Source organism: Gillisella terrae (assembly GCF_004801395.1).
Lineage (GTDB): Bacteria > Pseudomonadota > Alphaproteobacteria > Rhizobiales > Rhizobiaceae > Allorhizobium > Allorhizobium terrae.
The window spans coordinates 1-21,911 of the sequence record NZ_SSOA01000007.1 but is presented as its reverse complement, the minus strand read 5'-3'; the positions used below and the strand labels follow the sequence as shown (position 1 = coordinate 21,911).

General features: G+C 57.8%; 20 protein-coding genes. 6 read left to right on the top strand and 14 right to left on the bottom strand.

The window, feature by feature from the left end:
• Position 1 precedes the first annotated feature (1 nt).
• On the top strand, positions 2-808 hold the full coding sequence (fabI, locus tag E6C51_RS13505) for an enoyl-ACP reductase FabI (protein ID WP_190236358.1): 807 nt from the start codon (positions 2-4) through the stop codon (positions 806-808).
• Between the two features lie 57 nt (positions 809-865).
• Here the strand turns inward: fabI and E6C51_RS13500 are convergent, their stop codons facing one another.
• The 11 genes from E6C51_RS13500 to E6C51_RS13450 all read right to left on the bottom strand — a co-directional run bounded on the left by E6C51_RS13500 (position 866) and on the right by E6C51_RS13450 (position 14,455).
• Positions 866-1,882, bottom strand: coding sequence for a class I SAM-dependent methyltransferase (locus E6C51_RS13500; protein ID WP_190236357.1), 1,017 nt, complete (start codon positions 1,880-1,882; stop codon positions 866-868).
• 125 nt (positions 1,883-2,007) lie between these two features.
• On the bottom strand, positions 2,008-4,152 hold the full coding sequence (gene pnp, locus E6C51_RS13495; RefSeq protein WP_146932610.1) for a polyribonucleotide nucleotidyltransferase: 2,145 nt from the start codon (positions 4,150-4,152) through the stop codon (positions 2,008-2,010).
• 321 nt (positions 4,153-4,473) lie between these two features.
• Positions 4,474-4,743: a 30S ribosomal protein S15 gene (rpsO, locus tag E6C51_RS13490; RefSeq protein WP_146932612.1), complete on the bottom strand. Its 270-nt coding sequence runs from the start codon at positions 4,741-4,743 to the stop codon at positions 4,474-4,476.
• Between the two features lie 181 nt (positions 4,744-4,924).
• A complete protein-coding gene (locus E6C51_RS13485; protein WP_190236449.1) occupies positions 4,925-5,413 on the bottom strand; it encodes an AAA family ATPase in 489 nt (162 codons plus the stop codon).
• An 88-nt stretch (positions 5,414-5,501) separates the two neighbouring features.
• A complete protein-coding gene (truB, locus tag E6C51_RS13480; protein WP_190236356.1) occupies positions 5,502-6,431 on the bottom strand; it encodes a tRNA pseudouridine(55) synthase TruB in 930 nt (309 codons plus the stop codon).
• A gap of 6 nt (positions 6,432-6,437) precedes the next feature.
• Positions 6,438-6,851 (bottom strand): 30S ribosome-binding factor RbfA, encoded by a 414-nt coding sequence (gene rbfA, locus E6C51_RS13475; protein ID WP_146932618.1) that lies wholly within the window; start codon positions 6,849-6,851, stop codon positions 6,438-6,440.
• Positions 6,852-7,001: 150 nt separating this feature from the next.
• Positions 7,002-9,959 (bottom strand): translation initiation factor IF-2, encoded by a 2,958-nt coding sequence (infB, locus tag E6C51_RS13470; protein WP_190236355.1) that lies wholly within the window; start codon positions 9,957-9,959, stop codon positions 7,002-7,004.
• 101 nt (positions 9,960-10,060) lie between these two features.
• Complete coding sequence (locus tag E6C51_RS13465) at positions 10,061-10,762, bottom strand: RNA-binding protein (RefSeq protein ID WP_146932622.1); 702 nt, start codon at positions 10,760-10,762, stop codon at positions 10,061-10,063.
• On the bottom strand, positions 10,762-12,387 hold the full coding sequence (nusA, locus tag E6C51_RS13460; protein ID WP_146932624.1) for a transcription termination factor NusA: 1,626 nt from the start codon (positions 12,385-12,387) through the stop codon (positions 10,762-10,764). The genes E6C51_RS13465 and nusA overlap by 1 nt, the downstream gene beginning before the upstream one ends.
• A 58-nt stretch (positions 12,388-12,445) precedes the next feature.
• Positions 12,446-13,051 carry a ribosome maturation factor RimP gene (gene rimP, locus E6C51_RS13455; protein ID WP_190236354.1) on the bottom strand — a complete coding sequence of 202 codons (606 nt, stop codon included), beginning with the start codon at positions 13,049-13,051 and terminating at the stop codon, positions 12,446-12,448.
• Positions 13,052-13,270: 219 nt separating this feature from the next.
• Positions 13,271-14,455: a citrate synthase family protein gene (locus E6C51_RS13450; protein WP_190236353.1), complete on the bottom strand. Its 1,185-nt coding sequence runs from the start codon at positions 14,453-14,455 to the stop codon at positions 13,271-13,273.
• A gap of 93 nt (positions 14,456-14,548) precedes the next feature.
• Between E6C51_RS13450 and E6C51_RS13445 the strand changes: the two genes are divergently transcribed.
• Together E6C51_RS13445 and E6C51_RS13440 are read left to right on the top strand one after the other, a co-directional pair.
• On the top strand, positions 14,549-15,949 hold the full coding sequence (locus E6C51_RS13445) for a CoA transferase (RefSeq protein WP_190236352.1): 1,401 nt from the start codon (positions 14,549-14,551) through the stop codon (positions 15,947-15,949).
• Between the two features lie 204 nt (positions 15,950-16,153).
• Positions 16,154-17,782 carry an MFS transporter gene (locus E6C51_RS13440; protein ID WP_190236351.1) on the top strand — a complete coding sequence of 543 codons (1,629 nt, stop codon included), beginning with the start codon at positions 16,154-16,156 and terminating at the stop codon, positions 17,780-17,782.
• On the opposite strand, the gene E6C51_RS13435 is transcribed toward E6C51_RS13440, so the two are convergent.
• Positions 17,779-19,002, bottom strand: coding sequence for a lytic murein transglycosylase (locus tag E6C51_RS13435; RefSeq protein WP_190236448.1), 1,224 nt, complete (start codon positions 19,000-19,002; stop codon positions 17,779-17,781). The two genes, E6C51_RS13440 and E6C51_RS13435, sit on opposite strands and share 4 nt — an antisense overlap.
• A gap of 104 nt (positions 19,003-19,106) precedes the next feature.
• On the bottom strand, positions 19,107-19,712 hold the full coding sequence (recR, locus tag E6C51_RS13430) for a recombination mediator RecR (RefSeq protein ID WP_146932634.1): 606 nt from the start codon (positions 19,710-19,712) through the stop codon (positions 19,107-19,109).
• A 57-nt stretch (positions 19,713-19,769) separates the two neighbouring features.
• Here recR and E6C51_RS13425 point away from each other — a divergent pair, with 57 nt between their 5' ends.
• The 3 genes from E6C51_RS13425 to E6C51_RS13415 all read left to right on the top strand — a co-directional run bounded on the left by E6C51_RS13425 (position 19,770) and on the right by E6C51_RS13415 (position 21,603).
• On the top strand, positions 19,770-20,381 hold the full coding sequence (locus E6C51_RS13425; RefSeq protein WP_190236350.1) for an MOSC domain-containing protein: 612 nt from the start codon (positions 19,770-19,772) through the stop codon (positions 20,379-20,381).
• Between the two features lie 158 nt (positions 20,382-20,539).
• On the top strand, positions 20,540-21,106 hold the full coding sequence (locus E6C51_RS13420) for a DUF992 domain-containing protein (protein WP_146932636.1): 567 nt from the start codon (positions 20,540-20,542) through the stop codon (positions 21,104-21,106).
• Between the two features lie 152 nt (positions 21,107-21,258).
• Positions 21,259-21,603, top strand: a complete 345-nt coding sequence (locus tag E6C51_RS13415) for a hypothetical protein (protein ID WP_190236349.1) — start codon at positions 21,259-21,261, stop codon at positions 21,601-21,603.
• Between the two features lie 102 nt (positions 21,604-21,705).
• Here the strand turns inward: E6C51_RS13415 and E6C51_RS20085 are convergent.
• On the bottom strand, positions 21,706-21,911 hold a 206-nt coding region (locus tag E6C51_RS20085; RefSeq protein WP_407920778.1), incomplete at its 5' end, for a transposase.

Genomic DNA, 21,911 nt, shown 5'->3' with positions numbered 1-21,911 from the left:
GATGATTGCTTCGATGCAAGGCAAACGCGGCCTCATCATGGGTGTCGCGAACAATCACTCTATCGCCTGGGGCATTGCAAAAGCATTGTCCACTGCGGGCGCAGAGCTTGCCTTCACCTATCAGGGCGACGCGCTGGCAAAGCGCGTCAAGCCCCTGGCAGCCGAGCTGGGCTCGGACTTTCTGCTGCCTTGCGATGTTGAAGACCTCGCATCCGTGGACGCTGTCATTGCCGCCATCAAGGAGCGTTGGGGCAAGCTGGATTTTGTGGTTCATGCCATCGGCTTTTCCGACAAGAACGAGCTGAAGGGCCTCTACGCGGATACAAGCCGTGAGAATTTCACCCGTACCATGGTGATCTCCTGCTTTTCCTTCACCGAAATTGCCCGCCGCGCCGCCGATCTGATGACAGAGGGCGGCTCTATCCTGACGCTGACCTATGGCGGCTCCATGCGCGTCATTCCAAATTACAACGTGATGGGCGTGGCCAAGGCCGCACTCGAAGCGTCCATGCGCTATCTGGCAGCCGATTTTGGCCCCCGCGGCATTCGCGTCAACGCCATCTCGGCAGGCCCGGTGCGCACATTGGCTGGTGCTGGCATTTCCGATGCCCGCGCCATGCTGAACTGGAATGTCAAGAACGCACCTTTGCGCCGCACGGCCACCATTGACGACATCGGCGGCTCGGCGCTCTATCTGCTGTCGGATCTGTCCGCCAGCGTCACCGGCGAAGTGCATTACGTCGATGGTGGTTACAACATCATCGCCCTGCCCGTGCTGGAGGAATTGCGCAAATCGGACGCTGAGTGAGAGGTTTTCACTCCTGTCAAAAAAAGGCGCTGAAAGCAATTTCAGCGCCTTTTTTTCTTACTTCTTGGCCCACAACACCTTGTAGCGGGCATTGCGGCAGGTTTCGCCGGTCTGGCGGAAGCTTGATGCCAACAGCGGCTCATAAGCCAGGCCACGGTTGGCCACCATCAACAGCTCGCCACCACTGCGCACGGCATCCGCTGCCGTCTTGATCATTGCTTCGCCAATCGCTGGCTCTGTGGCATGGCCTTCGTGGAAGGGCGGGTTCATGATCACCAGATCGTATTTTTCTTTTGTCGGCTCTGCCCCCAGATCCTGCCAGAAGAAGCGGGTGGTGAGGCTTGGGCAATTGCTGGCCAGATTCTTCTTGGCCTGCTCCAGTGCGTCGTAATTGGCTTCAAACAGGTCAATGCGGTTGGTGCGTGGCGATTTCTGTGCCAGCATCACCGAGAGATAGCCCCAGCCAGCACCGAAATCAGCGGCATTGCCATCGAAATTCTCCGGGAAGCGGCTGGCCAGCAGCTCAGAGCCGGGATCGGCATGCATGTGGGAGAAGAGGCCCGGATAGGTCTCGAATTTTCCATCAACCATCACCGGCTTGGAGGCCAGTGCAGCCACGGCAGCGGTCACATCCGAAGGCACATAGAACCATACGGCAATACCGTGATATTTCGGCATGGATTGTGGCTCTAGGCCAAGGCGTTCCACCTGCTTGCGCAGCGGCTGGATGCCATCTTCCTTGGAGCCCGCCAGAATGACCACACCACCGGCGCGCACACGCGACAGCGCCTCGGCGACGCGGTTTTCATTCAGGCCCTTGTGCTTGCCTGCCAGCACCAGCGCGCCATCAAATTCATCACCCTCAATCACCGGAACGGGGGATTGACGGGCAGCCTCAAGGCGGCGAAATTCGGGGCGGAAGCCTTGTACAATGGTCAGCTCGGCTGCAAAGCCTTCGGGCTTCACAAAGCCTGCTTCTGCACCGAGAAACAGGTATCGCTCGCCCTCACCCGGCAGGGCAACGGCTTCGGTGACAAAGGGATAGAACAGAGTTTTCAACGTTTCGCGGCTCATGGGTGGCTCTCTAAAGCAATGCGCGGACTGCGCAGGGCTTTCCTTGGCGCAATTGCGTGAAACAAACAGGGTAACAAAAAAGGCGCGGAAAGTCTCCCGCGCCTTCAAATCAGGATTGGCAGCGCTTATTCAGCGGCAGCGTCGCCTTCAGCCTTCTTTTCAGCAACGATTTCCTTGCCGGTGGCCTGATCGACAACCTTCATGGACAGACGCACCTTGCCGCGCTCATCAAAGCCCATCAGCTTGACCCAAACCTTGTCGCCTTCCTTGACCACATCAGCAGTCTTGGCAACGCGCTCAGAGGCCAGCTGCGAGATATGCACGAGGCCATCACGCGAACCGAAGAAGTTGACGAATGCGCCGAAATCAGCGGTCTTCACAACCGTGCCTTCGTAGATCACGCCCACTTCAGGCTCAGCCACGATGGAGTGAATCCACTTGCGGGCTGCTTCGATTTCCTTGCCGGAAGAAGACGCGATCTTGATCGTGCCATCGTCTTCGATGTTGATCTTCGCGCCGGTCTTTTCAACGATTTCGCGGATAACCTTACCGCCGGAACCGATAACTTCACGGATCTTGTCGACCGGAATGTTCATCACTTCGATGCGTGGCGCAAATTCGCCGAGCTGCGAGCGACCCTCGGTGATGGCATTGGCCATTTCGCCGAGAATGTGCTTGCGACCGCCCTGAGCCTGCGCCAGAGCAACCTTCATGATCTCTTCAGTGATACCGGCGATCTTGATGTCCATCTGCAGCGAGGTGATGCCGTCAGCCGTACCAGCCACCTTGAAGTCCATGTCGCCGAGGTGGTCTTCGTCGCCGAGAATGTCGGACAGAACAGCAAAACGATCACCTTCGAGAATCAGACCCATGGCAATACCAGCAACTGGCTTGGCCAAAGGCACACCGGCATCCATCAGCGCCAGCGATGTGCCGCATACGGTTGCCATGGAAGACGAACCGTTGGATTCAGTGATCTCAGACACAACCCGCAGCGTGTAAGGGAACTGCTCAGGAGACGGCAGCATGGGGCGAATAGCGCGCCAAGCCAGCTTGCCGTGACCAATTTCGCGGCGGCCCGGAGAGCCCATGCGGCCTGTTTCACCAACCGAATAGGGAGGGAAGTTGTAATGCAGCAGGAAGCGTTCCTTGTACATGCCAGTCAAGCTGTCCACATACTGCTCGTCTTCGCCGGTGCCCAGTGTGGCAACAACGATGGCCTGGGTTTCGCCGCGGGTAAACAGGGCAGAACCGTGGGTGCGTGGCAGAAGACCAACTTCCGAGACGATTGGGCGAACGGTTTCCAGATCGCGGCCATCGATACGGCTCTTGGTGTCGAGAATGTTCCAACGAACAATTTTCGCCTGCAAGTGCTTGAACACGGCGCCAACAACTTCAGCCGTATACTTTGGCTCAACACCTTCTGGGAAGAAGTGTGCCTTCACCTTGGCCTTCACAGCGTCAACCGCGTTGTAACGGTCAGCCTTCTGGGTAATCTTGTAGGCGTCACGCAATTCAGCTTCAGCCAGCTTCAGCATTTCTGCTTCCAGCTCGGAATGATCTTCCGGTTCAAACTCGCGTGGTTCCTTGGCAGCCACTTCGGCCAGCTTGATGATTGCATCGATCACCGGCTGGAAGCCGCGATGACCAAACATCACAGCACCGAGCATGACGTCTTCGTTCAGTTCCTTGGCTTCCGATTCCACCATCAACACGGCATCAGTCGTGCCAGCAACAACCAGATCAAGGATGGACTCGTCCATCTCGTCCAGATGCGGGTTCAGAACGTATTCGCCGTTGATGTAGCCCACACGTGCGCCGCCAACCGGGCCCATGAAAGGAACACCAGACAGGGTGAGCGCCGCAGAAGCAGCAACCATCGACAGGATGTCAGGGTTGTTTTCCAGATCGTGCTGGATAACGGTCACAACAACCTGCGTGTCGTTCTTGTAGCCTTCCGGGAACAGCGGACGGATCGGGCGGTCGATCAGGCGCGAAACGAGGGTTTCGTTTTCGCTTGGACGGCCTTCGCGCTTGAAGTAGCCGCCGGGGATCTTACCGGCAGCATAGGTCTTTTCCTGATAATTGACGGTGAGCGGGAAAAAGTCCTGGCCTGGCTTTGGTGCCTTGGCCGACACGACGGTGGCCAGAACAACGGTTTCGCCATAGGTGGCCATAACAGCGCCGTCAGCCTGACGGGCGATCTTGCCGGTTTCCAGCTTCAGCGGGCGGCCTGCCCACTCAATCTCAACGCTATGCGTATCAAACATATCTTGTCCTTCGTATGCGGCGGCACGCTCACCTTTGTCTGAAACAAAGAGGCACGCACAAACCACATTGTGCTGACACATCACGGGCAAGACAGTGGGAGGCTTCAAAGGCGCAAAACGCTTGGAAAAAGCACTTTGACGAAGCCTCCAACAATCCTGCCCCATGACAGGTCATCGGTTACAATCGGCAGCACCGGCCCATCCGGGCTGCCTTTTCGCTTTTCGGCAAATCCTGCCGCAAAAGCTGGTCGGGTGGAGCAATCTCACGCTCCAGAAAAACAATCGGCGGGTCTTCCTTTGGGGAAGCCCGCCGAAGAACACTTAGCGGCGAATGCCCAGGCTCGCAATCAGCTTGCTGTAGCGGCCTTCGTCCTTCTTCTTGAGATAGTCAAGAAGCGAACGGCGGGTGGAAACCAGTGTCAAAAGACCACGACGGGAATGGTTATCCTTCTTGTGGCCCTTGAAGTGTTCGGTCAGATTGGTGATCCGCTCGGTCAGGATGGCAACCTGTACTTCTGGCGAACCGGTGTCGCCTTCAGCGGTTGCATATTCCTTGATAAGGGCGGCTTTACGCTCTGCAGTAATCGACATCGTTTATTCCTTTCGGAGAATGAGAAATAAGACGCCTTTAGCCAAGATGTCGTCCAGCTAAGGCCGTGAATGCATGCAAACAGGTTGAATGCTGGCGTCGCTATACATTATCCACACCTGCAAGGGAAGAGCTGATATTGCGTGCGCTCTTTAGACCTGCGTGCCATAAGAAGAACCCAGTTTAACCGGAACACCTTGAGAGGATTTGGTCAACGACATGCCCAACAGAGGCAGTCGCATCAATTCTTATTCCTGCCGGGGTATCTTCCTTGGTCGCGTGCAAACGCAAAATCAGCGCCCGCTCACTTGGTTTTGCGCCAAATTCATCCTTTGGCCGCTCAGACAATCGCCTGCTCAGGGTGTTGAGATCAACATCGAGAACAAAAATGGCATCGAACCGGGCAATGAAGTGGTCAAAATTGCGCGAGCCACCGCAAAAAAAGGTCATCGCAACAGTTTGGTCATCCATCAAGGCGTTGACTTTGCCGACATCCCAGATGTGATGTTCATGACAGGAGCCATCAAGCGGCTCACCCGTCTCTGGATCACCCTGATAGGCCAAGACCCGGTCGCCATGAATGGCATGATGACCACGCCGCAGCAGTTCATCGCAGACTGTGGTCTTGCCTGAACAAGAAACACCTTCAATCAGATAATTTCGAACGCCCATCATTTGACCCCGCGACAGCAATGGGCGCTTATCTATGCGCCCATTGCGACAGTGGTTTAAATGGTAGCGTCTTTCTCAGACAGGTGCTTCAGTTGAAAACGCGCTTGGGGCGGAATTCGCCTTCGCCGATTTCGCCAATCGCCACCAGTTTGCCACCCGCAAAGGCCACCACTTCCGGCTCTGCCACGGGTGCGTCGCGACCGCGCAGGATGATCGGATTGCCCATCCGCAAACGATGGGCCTGATCGTCGCTGATGCGAATCTGCGGCAGCGCCATCAGGGCCTCGCCGGTATCGACCAAAAAGGCATCCAGCGCAGCCAGACGCTCTTCGCGGTCTTCGATCTTCTCAAGCTCGATCAGCTCTTCCAAAGGCACCATCATGTCTTCGGCAAAGGGTGCCACAAACGAGCGACGCAGCTCGGAAATATGGCCATAGCAGCCAAGATCGCGGCCAAAATCGCGGGCCAGAGAGCGCACATAAGTGCCCTTGCCGCACTCAACCTCAAACCAGGCGCGATCCTGATCGGCCTTCAAGAGCGTGAGCCGGTGAATTTCCACTTCTCGCGAAGGGATTTCGACAACCTCGCCTTCACGGGCCAGATCATAGGCACGTTCGCCTGCAATTTTGATGGCCGAAAACTGCGGCGGGATCTGATTGATCACGCCCGTATAATTCGGCAGAAGTGCCTTGATGTCCGCTTCGTTTGGGCGCAATTCAGACGTCTGTGTGGCTTCGCCTTCCAGATCATCCGTTGAGCGCTCTTCACCCCAGGTGACGGTGAATTCATAGATTTTGCGACCATCCATCACGTAAGGCACGGTCTTGGTGGCGTCGCCCAGCGCAATCGGCAACATGCCAGACGCCAAGGGATCGAGCGTGCCAGCGTGACCGGCTTTTTGGGCGTTGAACAGCCACTTGATCTTGCCAACTGCTTCAGTCGAGCCAAAATCCACCGGCTTATCAAGAATCAGCCAGCCGGAAACCGGGCGGCCTTTGGGTTTTCTGGGTTTGGACATAGAATCTCAATTGTCTTCTTGCGTGTCGTCATCGGAACCAAGGTCACGCGCCACTTCGGGCGAGCGCAGAAGTTCATCGATTTTCTTGTAATTGTCGAAGCTGGTGTCATCGCGAAAGCGCACTTCCGGCATGTATTTCATCTGCCGAAGCTGCCCGCCAAGACGACCGCGAATGTATTTCGCATGACGGTTCAGGGCGGCAATCACCACATCATGATCGCTCACCCCCAGCGGCGAGACATAGGCGGTGGCGATTTTCAAATCCGGCGACATACGCACTTCAGAAATGGAAATCACGGTTTTTTCAATTAGGTCATCGCGCACTTCACCCCGTTGCAAAACCTGGGTAATGGCGGCGCGGACCTGTTCGCCAACGCGCAGCATACGCTGCGAAGGCGCGGAACTTGTTGCTTTGCTCATGTTCTTTTCTCATTTGCCCGCATCGGGCGTGGGGGATCGAACCCTGTCACTGATGCTCCTGATCTTCTCTCGGAAGAGTGGATATTCACCAGTTCAACTGCACCTGAAAAGGAGGCCGCCCAAGAGCGGCCTCCGTATCGATTACGCCGATTAGAGCGTACGGGTAATGTGTTCCACGCGGAAGCACTCGATGGTGTCGCCTGCGCGAATGTCTTCGTAGTTCTCGAAGGCCATACCGCATTCCTGACCCATCGGCACGTCGGCCACTTCGTCCTTGAAGCGCTTGAGTGTCTTGAGCTTGCCTTCGTGGATAACCACGTTGTCGCGCACCAGACGCACACCTGCGCCACGCTCGACCTTGCCCTCGATAACACGGCAACCCGCAACCTTACCGGTCTTGGTGATGTTGAACACTTCGAGGATCTCGGCATTGCCGAGGAAGGTTTCGCGACGCTCTGGCGACAGAAGACCGGACATGGCCGCTTTTACGTCATCCACCAGATCGTAGATGATGTTGTAATAGCGGATTTCCGTGCCAGCACGTTCAGCGGCCAGCTTGGCCTGAGCATTGGCACGAACGTTAAAGCCAATGATGGCGGCATTCGATGCTTCTGCCAGTGCCAGATCCGACTCGGTGATACCACCTGCGCCGGAGTGAACGATACGAGCGCGCACTTCGTCGGTGCCCAGCTTGTCGAGAGCGCCGATAATGGCTTCGACAGAACCCTGCACGTCGGCCTTGATGACCAGCGGGAATTCCTTGAAACCAGTGTTCTGTAGCTGGCTCATCATCTGCTCCAGCGAACCGCGCTGGCCAGACTGACGGGCGGCTGCCTTATCACGAGCCAGACGCTGACGGTACTCGGAGATTTCACGCGCACGGGCTTCGTTTTCAACCACTGCGAACCGATCACCGGCTGCAGGTGTGCCCGACAGGCCGAGAATTTCGACCGGCATGGCAGGGCCAGCTTCCTTGACGTGATTGCCCTTGTCGTTGACCAGAGCGCGCACACGGCCCCACTGATCACCAGCAACGATAATCTGGCCAGGCTTCAACGTGCCCTTCTGAACGAGAACGGTAGCAACGGCACCACGGCCGCGGTCAAGCTGCGCTTCCACAACGGTGCCTTCTGCCGTGCGGGTTGGATCGGCCTTGAGGTCGAGAATTTCGGCCTGCAACAGCACAGCTTCCAGAAGCTTGTCGAGGTGAAGCTTGGCTTTCGCCGAAACCTCAACGTCGAGCACTTCACCGCCCATGGATTCCACGAAGACTTCATGCTGGAGAAGCTGCTGACGCACCTTGTCCGGATTGGCTTCGTGCTTGTCGATCTTGTTGATGGCAACAATGATCGGCACATTGGCAGCCTTGGCGTGGCTGATCGATTCAATCGTCTGCGGCATTACGGCGTCATCGGCCGCAACCACCAGAATGGCGATGTCGGTGACCTGCGCACCACGAGCACGCATGGCCGTAAAGGCGGCGTGGCCGGGGGTGTCGATGAAGGTGATCTTCTGGCCGTTATGCTCAACCTGATAGGCACCAATATGCTGGGTGATGCCACCGGCTTCGCCCGTCACAACGCTGGTCTGGCGGATGGCGTCGAGCAGCGAGGTCTTACCATGGTCAACGTGACCCATGATGGTGACAACCGGCGGACGCGCTACCATTTCACCAGCGTCGTCAGCCACGTTGAAGATACCTTCTTCAACGTCAGACTCGGAGACGCGCTTGACGGTATGGCCGAATTCGCCAGCGATCAGTTCAGCCAGATCGGCGTCAATGACGTCGCCAGCCTTCATCATCTGGCCTTCCTTCATCAGGTACTTGATTACGTCAACAGCGCGTTCAGACATACGCTGCGACAGTTCCTGAATGGTGATGGTTTCCGGCAGGATGACTTCGCGGCTGATCTTTTCGCGGGTTTCCTGCATCTGGCTGCGGCGGAATTTCTCCTGACGGCGACGCATGGCCGAAAGCGAGCGGCCGCGGCTCGAACCATCATCATCCACAGCCGCCGTTGTCACGGTCAGCTTGCCACGACGACGCTCATCCTCGGTCTTTGGACGGGCTGGCACCTTGGCGGGCTCAGGACGAGCAACCTTGCCGCGCGCCGGTGCACCACCGCGAGGTGCCGGACGCTCGTCATCATCAACCGCAGGCTTGCGACCACGGACAAAACCGGGAGCCGGTGTCTGTGGTGCTGTGCGTGTGACCGACGGTGCGCGATTAGACGGTTCGGACGCGCGTGCAGCCGGGGCCGCAGGCTCGGCAGCAGGCTCTGGAGCCGGGGCTTTGGCAGCCTCAAGCGCACGGGCCTGTTCTTCCTCGGCCTTGCGCTTGGCTTCGGCTTCCATCTCGATCTTGCGGGCAGCTGCTTCGGCTTCGCGGCGCTTTTCTTCTTCAGCGCGGCGCTTGGCGTCTTCCACTTCGCGGGCCTGTGCCTCGATCAGGGCGCGGCGACGCGCGTCCATCTCGCTGGCAGACAGATCATGCAAAACGGCACCGCGCGGGCGATCAGGGCCACGCGACGAGCGGTCGGGCTGACGGTTCTGCTGGTTTGCACCATTGCCTTGCGGACGGCCCTGCTGACCCTGGGGACGACCTTGACCCTGTCCCTGCGGACGGCCCTGATTCTGACCCTGTGGCCGGTTCTGCTGGCCGGGTGCGCGGTTCTGCCCGTATTGATTGGAAGGCTGCGCGCGCGGAGCCGAAGGGGCTGGGGCTGGCGCGCGAGGAGCCGAAGGGGCCGCAGCAACAGGGGCTGGAGGCGTTGCAACAGCCTCTGGTGCCGGGGTTGCGGCCTGCACGGGTGCCGCCGCCTGCACAGGTGCGGGGGCTGGCGTTGGTGCAGCAGGTGCAGGCGTGGGAGCTGGCGCAACGGGTGTTGCGGCCTGCACAGGCGCTGCTGGCGTCGGGGTTTGGGCCTGTTGTGCACGGTCGTCTTCAGGACGGGTTGGGCGGCGCTTGCGCGTCTCGACCACAACGGCCTTGGTGCGACCGCGACCCATATCCTGGCGCACGGTACCCTGGTTCACTCCCGTCGGCTTGAGCGTGAGTGTCTTCTTGCCCGCTACGCTGAGTGTCTTGTCGTCTTTGTTGTCGGTCATTCCGTTCCCGTTCCTTCGAGCGAGGCCGGATGACATCCATCAGACCACGCCGTTCACATACTGTCCTAAACCACGGAGGCCGGCTTGCGCCGGTGACCGGGTCATTGTGGCTTCCGGCCAGTTTCGCTCAATCCCCGTGGCCAGTTGCCACGATAGGTCTCAAGCAGAGTTGCGCGTTTCACTACACCCTCACCGGCCTGCCCTGCAAGCGCGCAAGCATGGATAAACGCATTCTGGCCTATCAGTTCTTGCATTTCCGCCTCGGAAAAGAGCCGGAACGCAGGAATCTCCTCGTCCGTTTCCATTCCAAGGTGCCAGGCCTTGCGGGCCTGGTCCAATTTCCGAACACCATCAGCTGCGGCATCGGTGGCGTGAAACACACACAAAGCCGAGCCACTGCGAATGGCGAGATCAACTTTCGCTGATCCTGTTACAAACTGGCCCGCCTTGCGCGCCAGATTCATCATTCCCGCCACCTGTTGCACAAGCAGCCTGTCAACCTGCGCGCCCAGATCGGGCGCAACGGTGACATCCGCCTTCAAAGCGCGGGCGAATTGCTTTTTCGCCACCGCCTTGTCAACGGCCTCGCGGGAAACCGACACCCAGCACCCACGGCCGGGCAGTTCCCGTTTCAGATCCGGCACAACCACCCCGTCTGGGGTGGCGACGAACCGGATCAAACTGTCTGGCGTCCCAGCCTTGCGGGTCACAATACAAGTGCGGTCATTTTGACCATCCTTGCCTGACACACCCTTTTGTGGCTTGGGCGGACGCTCCTTCTCCAATGGTTGATCGGAGGCCATCACGCGCTCCGCTCAGCCTCGTCTGCACCTTCTTCTTCACCGTCAGCTTCAACAGCCTCGGCCTGGGCCTGGGCTTCATCTTCGGTGATCCAGCCAGCCAGCAAACGCGCCTGAATGACCATGCGCTCAGCCTCTTGACGCGATACGTCCAGCTTGGAGAACAGGCCTTCAAACTTCTTGGTCTCGCCGTCCTTGCGCTCGGTCCAGCCCACCAGATCATCCGAGGCGCAGCCCGCGAAATCTTCAATGGTCTTGATGCCGTCTTCGCCCAGAGCCACCATCATCTGGCTGGTCATGCCCGAAATCTGACGCAGCTCGTCGGCAACACCCAATTCCTTGCGCTTGGCATCGAACTCGGCTTCGATCTTTTCGATATACTCGCGGGCACGGGTCTGAATTTCTTCAGCGGTATCGCCGTCAAAGCCGTCAATCGAGGAAATTTCATCGATATTGGCGTAGGCCAGCTCTTCAACTTGCGCAAAGCCTTCGGAGGCCAGAACCTGACCGACCATTTCGTCCACGTCGAGAGCTTCCATAAACAGGTTGGTGCGCTCGTTGAATTCCTTCTGACGGCGCTCGGATTCTTCCGCTTCCGTCATGATGTCAATGTCCCAGCCGGTCAGCTGCGAGGCAAGACGCACGTTCTGACCACGGCGACCAATGGCCAGCGACAGCTGCTCATCCGGCACAACCACTTCGATACGCTCTGCATCTTCATCCAGAACAACCTTGGCAACTTCGGCAGGCTGCAACGCATTGACGATGAACGAGGCAGGATCAGCCGACCATGGAATGATGTCGATCTTTTCGCCCTGCAATTCACCAACCACGGCCTGAACGCGCGAACCGCGCATACCGACGCAAGCGCCGACCGGATCGATCGAGCTGTCGTTGGAAATCACCGCGATCTTGGCGCGCGAACCCGGATCACGGGCAACCGACTTGATCTGGATGATGCCATCATAGATTTCCGGCACTTCCATGGTGAAAAGCTTGACCATGAACTGCGGATGGGTGCGTGAGAGGAAAATCTGCGGACCACGCTGTTCGCGGCGCACGTCATAGACAAAAGCGCGAACACGATCACCGTAACGCATGGCTTCGCGTGGAATCATCTCGTCACGACGGATGATGCCTTCACCACGACCAAGATCGACAATCACATTGCCATATTCAACACGCTTGACCGTGCCGTTGATGATTTCACCAACGCGATCCTTGAATTCGTCATACTGACGATCACGCTCGGCTTCACGCACCTTCTGCACAATCACCTGCTTGGCGGATTGGGCAGCGATACGGCCAAAATCCATGGGCGGCAGCGGATCGGCAATGAAATCGCCGAGCTTGGCATCAACATTGCGGTCGCGCGCCAAAGGCAGCGCGATCTGGGTGCCGTAATCTTCGACCGTTTCAACCACTTCCAGAAGACGCTGAAGACGAATTTCGCCGGTCTTGGAGTTGATGTCGGCACGGATATTGGTCTCGGAGCCGTAACGCGAGCGCGCTGCCTTCTGGATGGCGTCAGCCATCGCAGCAAGCACGATTTCACGATCGATGACCTTCTCGCGCGCAACCGCATCTGCGATCTGCAACAGCTCAAGCCGATTAGCACTGACTGCCATTGTCTAAAGTCTCCGTCTTCCTGCCCCGGAATTGACCCGCGAGGCGTGTTATCGGTTATTACTCTTCGTCTGCTTCTTCATTCTGGTTGGCGGCTTCAGCCTTTGCCAGTTTATCAGCACGAAGGGCATCGCGGATGAGGTCATCCGTCAGAATGAGTTTTGCTTCGGCCAGCGCCGTGAACGGAATGGTCACCCGTGGCTCTTCGCCATAGGCTGCCTGATCACGCTCAAGAACAAAGCCATCCGGGGTAACGTTGGTAATCTTGCCCCGGAAACGCTTGCGATTATCGACCAAAATCGAGGTTTCGCATTTCAGCAGATTGCCCTGCCAGCGCGTAAAATCGGAAACACGCACCATGGGGCGATCAATGCCCGGTGACGACACTTCCAGATGATACTCTTTATCGACCGGATCTTCCACATCTAAAACCGGCGAAATCGCCTGCGACAGCGCTTCACAATCGGTGACGGTCATGGTGCCATCGGCGCGCTCGGCCATGATCTGCAAGGTCAGGCCGTTCTGATTCATCATGCGGACGCGCACAAGCTTGAAGCCCAGATCGAGAGCCACCGGCTCGACAATCTCGGCAATGCGCCGGTCCAGACCGGTTTCGGTAATCAGGCGTGGTTCCAGCAAATCGGATGCGGGCACTTGTTCGGACAAACCTGTCCTCCTAGAAAATTGGCACCGGGGAAATTGGCGCTTAGAATGTCATCGCCAATAAAAAAGAGCGGGTCCTTGCGGGCCCACCCTTCATCTGACGATCAAGAATTTACAGGCTCTATACGCCCTCAATCGCATAAATGCAAGTCATTCCTATGATACCACCCCGACGACGCCACCCCTGCGACACCAGCGGGACGCGAAAAGGCTTTGTGCCGCTCACCGCTCTGCCCGGGGGCCAACATAAACGGCGCGTGGGCGAATGAGCTGACCATTGGCGCGTTGCTCCAATGCATGGGCAATCCAGCCCGCGCTGCGGCCAATGGCAAACAGCAAAAACGCCGCACCGGGCGGCAGATTGAGAAACCGGCGCAGCGCCACCAGCGCAAAATCAATCGAGGGTTTTTCACCGGTCAGCGCTTCCACCGCCTCCACAATTGCCCGCGTTTCATGACTTTTTGGTACAATCAGCTTGAGAAGCGCATCGGCGCGGACATCACCTTGCGGATAGAGGATATGACCAAAGCCCGGCAGGCTATAACCTGCCTCCAGCTGATCACGCAGATCTGCCGTTAAGGCGTCAAAGTGCAAGCGGTCCCACAGGCGCTCAACCCGAACCGTGGTGGCCCCATGGCGCGGCCCACTCAGGGCTGCCAAACCACCGATGACGGCAGCCCGAAGCGAGGCATCGGTGGAGGCGATGCAGCGCGCGGTGAAGCCGGAGGCGTTCAATTCATGATCGGCGCAGAGCACCAATGCCCGGCGCAACAGATCACAGCCAGCGGCATCCAGACCCCAGGCCTGCCCCAGACGGAGATGAATGGCCTCAGCACTGACCTCAGCTTGCAGGGAGGCCGCCGTGAGCTGGCGGATCAAGGCACCGCAGGCGGGCCAAAAGCGCGGCGTGTCCTGTTGCCACAAGGCCGTTGGCTCATTTTGGCTGATGGCTGCAAACAGCGCCATCAGCGTTTCCTGCGTGGGCATGCCGGCAACCGCTTGCAACACGGCCCCATAGCCCGGGCCGCAGGCAGGCTGCTCTTGCGGAAAAGCCTGATCTTTATCGACATGCCAAAGCAAAGCCGCCACATCTTCCAATGTTGCGTGCTCGGCCAGCTTCACCGCATCCCGGCCCCGATAAAACAGTCGCCCGCCTTCAATCAGGGTCAATTGCGATTCCAGCACCGGCGCACCCCAATCAATGGTCGAGCGGGCAACCTCCTTTGGCTTTCGACCCCGCCTGCGCTCCTTAGCCAGCACCTCCACGGCATCTTTCAGATAGCGGCTGCTGCGGCCATCGTCCGAGGGGTAAGCCGTCAACAGACCACGGCTGACATAGGCATAGAGGGTTGCTTTTGAGATACCGAGACGCTGGGCCGCATCCTTGGCTGCCAGATAACCGGGCATGAAAACCTCATATTGATTGATATTATCAATATTGACGATAAATCCAATCCGGCTTGAAGTGAAGGCATGATCGAAAGCTGAAGGAGGCCTTCCATGACAAAGCCTGAAACACAGCCAGAAACACAGATGATGCTTTCAACCCTTTGGGCGGCGCTAAGGGGCAATGCCGATGATCTCGACTGTTTTACAGAAACCGGTGACGGTGCGTGGCCGTCCTGCTTTTCGGTCAGCGATCTGGCCTCAGCCTCGATTGGGACTGCCGGATTGGCGCTTCGCGAATGGCTTGCCATCAATGACGTCTCCACCGCCCAGATCGAGGTGAATCGTCGTCTTGCAAGCCTATGGTTTGCGGGCAGCGTGTCCCCCATCGGATGGCAATTGCCACCAGCCTGGGATGCCATTGCAGGAGATTACCCAACAGCCGACGGCTGGATCAGGCTTCATACCAACGCCCGGCACCATCGTGATGCGGCACTTGCCGTTCTGGGCACATCTTCCGATCGGCAAAAAGTAGCCGATGCGGTGAAAACCTGGCGGGCGGACGCATTGGAAACGGCTGTGGTCGACGCTGGCGGCTGCGCCGCCCACATGCGCACCCAAGCCGAATGGCTCCTCCATCCGCAAGGGCAAGCGGTTATGAGCGAACCCCTCGTGTGGTTTGAGCCGACGGCGCGCGGCAATGTCCGATCCCACACCATCAACGCCGCCCGTCCGCTGCAAGGCATTCGCGTGCTGGACCTGACACGGGTTCTGGCCGGTCCAACCGCCACCCGCTTTCTGGCAGGCTATGGGGCAGATGTGCTGCGGCTGGATCCGCTCTTCTGGGAAGAGCCAAGTCTGGAAGCCGAGATGACGGTGGGCAAACACTGCGCCCGCATGGACCTCACCACCGATGGCGGGCGCGCGCAATTTTGCACCTTGCTGGAGGGGGCCGATATATGTGTATCCGGCTACCGGTCTGATGCGCTGGAGCGCCTCGGCTTTGGTGCACAGGCGCGTCAACGCATTCGCCCCGGCCTGATTGATGTCAGCCTCAATGCCTATGGCTGGACCGGCCCCTGGGCTGATCGGCGCGGATTTGACAGCCTTGTGCAAATGAGCAGCGGCATTGCGGCCCAGGGCATTGTGGCGTTTGGCACAGATCAACCCAAACCTTTGCCCGTACAGGCGCTCGACTACGCGGTGGGTTATCTGCTGGCGGCAGCCGCTTTACGGGGCCTGTCCGAACGGCAAAGAACCGGCCACGGCGCACGCTTTCGCACATCGCTGGCGCGCATGGCAGGTGTTTTGCTGAACCATCCAAAAGCTGTGGAGGGGCAAAGCCCGTTAGCCCCCAAAACCGAAGAGGATTTCGAGGCAAAGACTGAGCAAACTGCCTGGGGCGAAGCCAAGCGGCTCAAACCGGCTTTGCGCATCGATGGCACACCGATGTTTTGGGATATTGCAGCGGGCCCCATCGGCCGTCATGCGGCGCGCTGGCAAGAGAAGAGCTAAAACAGTCAAGTCTGCCGCAATATGGGCCAGTTTGACCTGCACGTAATACGCTACAAGCGCCGGAATCAGTTGAAGAAAAAATCAATATGGCCAATATAGACCATCAATCGCACCAAGCGACTCACACCAGCTCACACGACGATCGTTAAATTCTCTCTTTAACGTTTTCCATTCCCGAAATCCCGTTATAAAGCGGAAAAGCCCGTGCCGGACAGACGATCTCCCCTCGCACCGTTCAAGAACAAAGTGTTTCTGACCATCTGGCTGGCCAGCATCACCTCCAATTTTGGCGGCCTCATTCAGGATGTTGGCGCGGCATGGATGATGACATCCATCTCGAAATCCGAGAGCATGGTGGCCTTGGTGCAGGCCTCCAATACAGCACCAATCATGCTGTTTTCGCTGATAGCAGGAGCCATTGCCGATGGCTTTGACCGGCGCAAAGTGATGCTGACCGCGCAGATTTTTCTGCTCACGGTGTCGGCGCTTTTGTCGATTTTCACATGGTTTGGCCTTTTGACGCCATGGTCGCTACTGGCCTTTACCTTTTTGATCGGCTGCGGCACGGCGCTCAACAGCCCGTCCTGGCAGGCCTCGGTGGGGGATATTGTCGGGCGTGAGGATCTGCCATCGGCGGTATCGCTCAACAGCATGGGGTTTAACATGACCCGCAGCGTTGGCCCCGCGATTGGCGGTTTGATTGTGGCGCTGGCCGGGGCGGCAACGGCCTTTGCCGTCAATGCCGTCAGCTATCTCTCGATGATTTACGCGCTGGCGCGCTGGAAGCCGGTTTATCCGAAAACCACATTGCCGCGCGAAAGCCTTGGCCATGCCATAGCCGCAGGCCTTCGCTATGTGTCGATGTCGCCCAATCTGATGAAAGTGCTGTTTCGCGGCTTTCTGTTTGGCTTTTCGGCAACAGCCATTCTGTCGCTCTTGCCGCTTGTGACCAAAGACAGCATTGGCGGCGGACCCTTGACCTATGGCGGCCTGCTCGGTGCCTTTGGCCTTGGAGCCATTGCCGGGGCTATGTCCAATGCCCGCATCCGCGAGGCGCTGAGCAGTGAACAGATCGTGCGCTGTTCGTTTGCAGGCTTTGCGGTGGCCGCAGCCATTACCGGCGTCAGCCACACGTTTTGGCTCACGGCACCGGCGCTGATTGTTGCCGGGGCCTGCTGGGTGCTGTCGCTGTCCTTGTTCAACACCGTCGTGCAGCTCTCCACCCCGCGCTGGGTGGTGGGACGGGCGCTGTCGCTCTATCAAACCGCCACCTTTGGCGGCATGGCGGGCGGTTCATGGGTCTGGGGCATGTTTGCCGAAAATCTCGGCTCTGGCCATGCACTGCTGATCTCGGCCGTGGTGATGCTGGCGGGGGTTGGCATTGGCTTTCTTTTGCCCATGCCCGCCTTTGCCACGCTGGATCTCAACCCGCTCAACCGCTTTAATGAGCCACCGCTGAGGCTGGATATTCGCCCGCGCAGTGGCCCGATTGTCATTCAGATCGATTTTGAAATCGACGACAAGGACGTCACCGAGTTTCTGAAAGTCATGGTCGAGCGGCGACGCATTCGCATTCGCGATGGGGCACAAAACTGGGCCTTGATGCGCGATCTGGAAAACCCCGACATCTGGACCGAGACCTATCACACACCGACGTGGGTGGATTACGTGCGCCACAACCACCGCCGCACCAACGCTGACGCCTTGATTACCGACCGGCTGCGAGAGCTGCACAAAGGTTCAAAACCACCCTTTGTGCACCGGATGATCGAGCGTCAGGCCATTCCACCCGCCGATGACGTGTTTCACAAACCGCATATCGACCATCATTAACGCAGCTTTGCCTTCAGGCTTTCATCCGGGAAACAGGTTGGCGTCAGGCCAGCCTTTTGCTGCCATTGTCCCAGCGATCTGCGGGTTTTATAGCCTGCCAGACCATCGGCCTTGCCGACATCATAGCCCTTGGCCACCAGCGTCTTTTGCATCGCCAGCACATCTGAGCGCAGCATGTGGCCAACATTGCCCCATGGGGCAGTGAACGCACCCGAACCATAGGCAATCCGATCCGCCAGATTGCCGATAAACAGGGCGTAGAGATCGGAATTGTTATATTCCTTGATCACGTAGAAGTTTGGCGTCACCAGAAATTCCGGCCCATGGGTGCCAGCCGGCACCAGCATCATGCCCGATGCCTTCATTTCATGGTCGGGAAAGGCTTTGCCCGACACGCGCTGAATGCCGGTGGCTGCCCAGGCCGATAGGGGCTTTGCCAGATCGGGGCCTTCCTGCGCACAGCTGACGCCCTCTGGAATTTTCACCTCAAAACCCCAGTCACGCCCGCGCTGCCAGCCCTTTTGCGCCATGAAATTGGCCATGGAAGCAAGACTATCGGGCACCGAGGTCCAGATGTTACGATGGCCATCGCCATCAGCATCGACGGCATATTTCAAAAAGCTGGATGGCATGAATTGTGGCTGACCGAGTGCGCCAGCACTTGAGCCCATCATGGCGCTTTCATTGACGTCGCGGCTCTCGATGATGTGCAGGGCATCAATCAATTCGCGGGTGAACAGCTCCTTGCGGGTCGACATAAAGGCGCTGGTGGCCAGCACATCCACCGCCTCATAGGGCAGTTTGGCGCGACCATAGCCGGTCTCGCGTCCCCAAAGCGCCAGAAGAATAGGCCCCGGCACACCATATTGCGCTTCGATTTTTTTCAAGGCACCGGAATATTGTTCCGCTAGAGCCCGCCCGCTGGCGGCCAGGGCCTGCATCCGCGATTCGTTAAAATACGGCCCCGGCGACGAAAACTCGGCCTGACTTTGCGCCCGCTGCTTTGGCTTGGGAAAGCCCGGCGGCATCAGATCGGGCAAGGACCAGTTGAGCTTGACGCCCGCCATGGCCTTGTCAAACACCGCTTTCGAGATACCGGCCTTTTGTGCTTGCGGCCACAAATCGCGGCTGATCCAGCTGCGAAACTGGCTTTCCACCTGCGCTTTGGAGGGAGCGGCTTTGGCGGGTACAGCCGATACGGTCATGGACAGGGCGACCATGGACAGTGAGACAACGGCCGCAGCTAAAATTCGAGCCATGTTTTCCTCCCAACAGGTGCGTAAAATTCAGAGAATCAGATTAGCGCCAATCAAATCAGCGCGCGTTAAATGAGTGTGCGGGCGCGCAGCGCTGCCGACAATGTGCCTTCATCCAGATAATCCAGCTCGCCACCCACCGGCACGCCATGGGCCAGACGGGTGATTTTCACATCCAGATCGGCCAGATGATCGGTGATATAATGGGCTGTGGTTTGCCCTTCCACCGTGGCATTCACGGCAATGATGATTTCGCGCACGCCGCCCTTGGCCACCCGATCAATCAGGCCCTTGATGTTGAGGTCATCCGGCCCCACGCCATCCAGCGGCGAGAGCGTACCGCCCAGCACATGATAGGCCACATTCATCGCGCCGGAGCGCTCCAGCGCCCAAAGGTCAGACACGTCTTCGACCACAATGATCACCGATTGGTCGCGGCGCTCATCGGTGCAGACCGTGCAGGGGTCAACGGTATCCACATTGCCGCAGCACGAGCAGATTTTCACCTTGGCATGGGCATCGCCCATGGCCTGCGCCAAAGGCCCCATCAATTGTTCGCGCTTTTTGATCAGATGCAGTGCAGCCCGCCGGGCCGAGCGCGGACCAAGGCCCGGCACTTTTGCCAAAAGCTGGATGAGTTTTTCAATTTCGGGACCAGTGACTCGCTTTGCCATGGCGCTTATCTATCCCATATCGCATCCAAACGGAATCACAGAAGATCGGATCATCCCATGAAAATCACCGCAGTCTGCCTTGGTCAGCCGCAAAAGCTGGAGGGTAAGAGCTATAAGACCGGTATTTTCAAAGCACCGGTCACAGGCCCGGTGATGGTGGATGCGCACGGACTGGTGGGTGATTCGATTCTCAATCGCAAGCACCACGGCGGGCTGGATCAGGCAATTTACCTCGAAGGCTCCCTCACACTTAACTGGTGGCAGGAGCAACTGGGCACCGCGCTGGAGCCCGGCACGTTTGGAGAAAATCTGGTGATTGATGGTCTTGATAATCGTGATCTCGCAGTGGGGGACCGATTGCAGATCGGCGATATTCTGCTGGAGATCAGTGCACCGCGCATCCCCTGCGCCACCTTTTCCGCTCGCATGCAGGATGCCCGTTTTGCCAAACGCTACACACAGGCAGAAAGGCCCGGTGCCTATTGCCGCGTGCTGCAAGGCGGCTGGGTCCAGACAGAAATGGACGTGTTTCACGCACCCTTTGCCCAAGACCGGCTGATGCTCAAAGACATGATGGGTGTGGCTTTCAAGTCTCTCAGCCAAGAGCAAAAAGCGCGTTATCTGGCATTACCAATTGCAGAGCGCATTCGGGCGCAGGTCAACACTTGAGCGAGCTTGCAACAGACCAATCACCTTCTTGTGAAAGACCCAATAAAAATCAAGGAAGGAACAAAATATTAAGAGTTACGTTATTCCCGCAGCATGATCTTGCCCGATTCGTCGGCATAGACTCATCTGATAGAATTATATCCATGAAGGAGTGTTTCATGTCATCGTTCGCAAAAATCTCTGCTGTGGCTGTTGCCGCTGCTGTCGCCCTTCCGCTTGGCGTGAGCGCCGCGAACGCAGGGCCGGTCAAGGTTGGCATGTTGGAGTGCAAAATGAGCCCCGGCATCAGCGCCGTTGTTGGCTCCAGCCGTGATCTGGATTGCATTTTCAAGCCAACGAGCAACGCCCCGCCAGAACATTATGAGGGCACACTCAACAAATTCGGTATCGACCTTGGCTATGTGCAGGCTGGCAATCTGGCATGGGCCGTCTACGCCCCAAGCCGCCTGATGGAAGGTGCCTTGCAAGGCAGTTACGGCGGCACCAGCGCAAACGCAGCCCTTGGCTTTGGCGGTGCCGTGAACGTGCTCGGCGGTGGCTTTGAAGGCTCTGTTGCACTTCAACCCATTGCGCTGGAAAGCACACTGGGTATCAACCTCGGCGCAACCATCGCCTCGATGAAACTCGCCTACGTGCCACCAGCAACACCAAAGGCGCTGGATAATGGCCCAGCCGTGCAATATCACCCAACCCACCATCATTACAAAAAGCACCACAAGGGCTAAGATTTTAGCGCGTGTGAGAAAAAAGCCGGGCTGGCAACAGCTCGGCTTTTTTCATTTTCGAAGAGTTTTTCTGGCTATAGTTATGATCTGATCATCACGCTGGATCGATAAGAGGTTGAAGCGCAGTTTAAAACTGATTGTCAGGAAACCCGATGCCCTACATTTCCATCACCGGCTTACAGCTCAAAGCCAAACGCCACACCTTGCGTTTTTGGTGGCACGCCATCCGCTCCATGGCGCAGGCAAAGAAAGCTGAGGGTATCATTGCCGTTGATGCCCGCACCATCAATGGGGTTCACCACACACGAAGTGTCTGGAAAGATCAGGCCGCCATGCGTCGCTATCTTGTGGCGGGTGCCCATTTGCAAGCGATGAAAGCCTTTGGAGCAATCGCCACCGGCAAGACCATGAGCTTTGAGAGCGATACGGTGCCGGATTGGGATGAGGTAAGGGTGTTGTGGGACACGAAGGCAACGACCGTGGGCAAGAAGCAGTGATCACATGCGGTCGGTAGCAATTATTTCTGATCATCACAGTCCAAGGCGGAAAGATTCCTGAGTTTCAAGAACCCCTCCCCAGCCCTCCCCACAAGGGCAGGCCTATCGCATATGGTGAATGAGCTCGAGTAGGTATTTCTCGTTCCATGCGGCCTTTTTGAGTTTTCGTCGCATGGGAACCCTTTCTGGATGCATGGTGGCAATGTTGAGTGCGAGCCGTCGCATGATGGCAAGGTTTTGGGGCGCATTGTTCTTTCGTGAGCGCCCCGCATCTTCGGCAAAGACGGTATCAAGAACCCAGTGCAGGT

Excerpts from the sequence above, each read along its gene's own strand:
- fabI (WP_190236358.1), top strand. The coding sequence starts at position 2 with ATGATTGCTTCGATGCAAGGCAAACGCGGCCTCATCATGGGTGTCGCG.
- E6C51_RS13500 (WP_190236357.1), bottom strand. The coding sequence starts at position 1,882 with ATGAGCCGCGAAACGTTGAAAACTCTGTTCTATCCCTTTGTCACCGAA.
- pnp (WP_146932610.1), bottom strand. The coding sequence starts at position 4,152 with ATGTTTGATACGCATAGCGTTGAGATTGAGTGGGCAGGCCGCCCGCTG.
- rpsO (WP_146932612.1), bottom strand. The coding sequence starts at position 4,743 with ATGTCGATTACTGCAGAGCGTAAAGCCGCCCTTATCAAGGAATATGCA.
- E6C51_RS13485 (WP_190236449.1), bottom strand. The coding sequence starts at position 5,413 with ATGGGCGTTCGAAATTATCTGATTGAAGGTGTTTCTTGTTCAGGCAAG.
- truB (WP_190236356.1), bottom strand. The coding sequence starts at position 6,431 with ATGTCCAAACCCAGAAAACCCAAAGGCCGCCCGGTTTCCGGCTGGCTG.
- rbfA (WP_146932618.1), bottom strand. The coding sequence starts at position 6,851 with ATGAGCAAAGCAACAAGTTCCGCGCCTTCGCAGCGTATGCTGCGCGTT.
- infB (WP_190236355.1), bottom strand. The coding sequence starts at position 9,959 with ATGACCGACAACAAAGACGACAAGACACTCAGCGTAGCGGGCAAGAAG.
- E6C51_RS13465 (WP_146932622.1), bottom strand. The coding sequence starts at position 10,762 with ATGGCCTCCGATCAACCATTGGAGAAGGAGCGTCCGCCCAAGCCACAA.
- nusA (WP_146932624.1), bottom strand. The coding sequence starts at position 12,387 with ATGGCAGTCAGTGCTAATCGGCTTGAGCTGTTGCAGATCGCAGATGCG.
- E6C51_RS13450 (WP_190236353.1), bottom strand. The coding sequence starts at position 14,455 with ATGCCCGGTTATCTGGCAGCCAAGGATGCGGCCCAGCGTCTCGGTATC.
- E6C51_RS13445 (WP_190236352.1), top strand. The coding sequence starts at position 14,549 with ATGACAAAGCCTGAAACACAGCCAGAAACACAGATGATGCTTTCAACC.
- E6C51_RS13435 (WP_190236448.1), bottom strand. The coding sequence starts at position 19,002 with ATGGTCGCCCTGTCCATGACCGTATCGGCTGTACCCGCCAAAGCCGCT.
- recR (WP_146932634.1), bottom strand. The coding sequence starts at position 19,712 with ATGGCAAAGCGAGTCACTGGTCCCGAAATTGAAAAACTCATCCAGCTT.
- E6C51_RS13425 (WP_190236350.1), top strand. The coding sequence starts at position 19,770 with ATGAAAATCACCGCAGTCTGCCTTGGTCAGCCGCAAAAGCTGGAGGGT.
- E6C51_RS13420 (WP_146932636.1), top strand. The coding sequence starts at position 20,540 with ATGTCATCGTTCGCAAAAATCTCTGCTGTGGCTGTTGCCGCTGCTGTC.
- E6C51_RS13415 (WP_190236349.1), top strand. The coding sequence starts at position 21,259 with ATGCCCTACATTTCCATCACCGGCTTACAGCTCAAAGCCAAACGCCAC.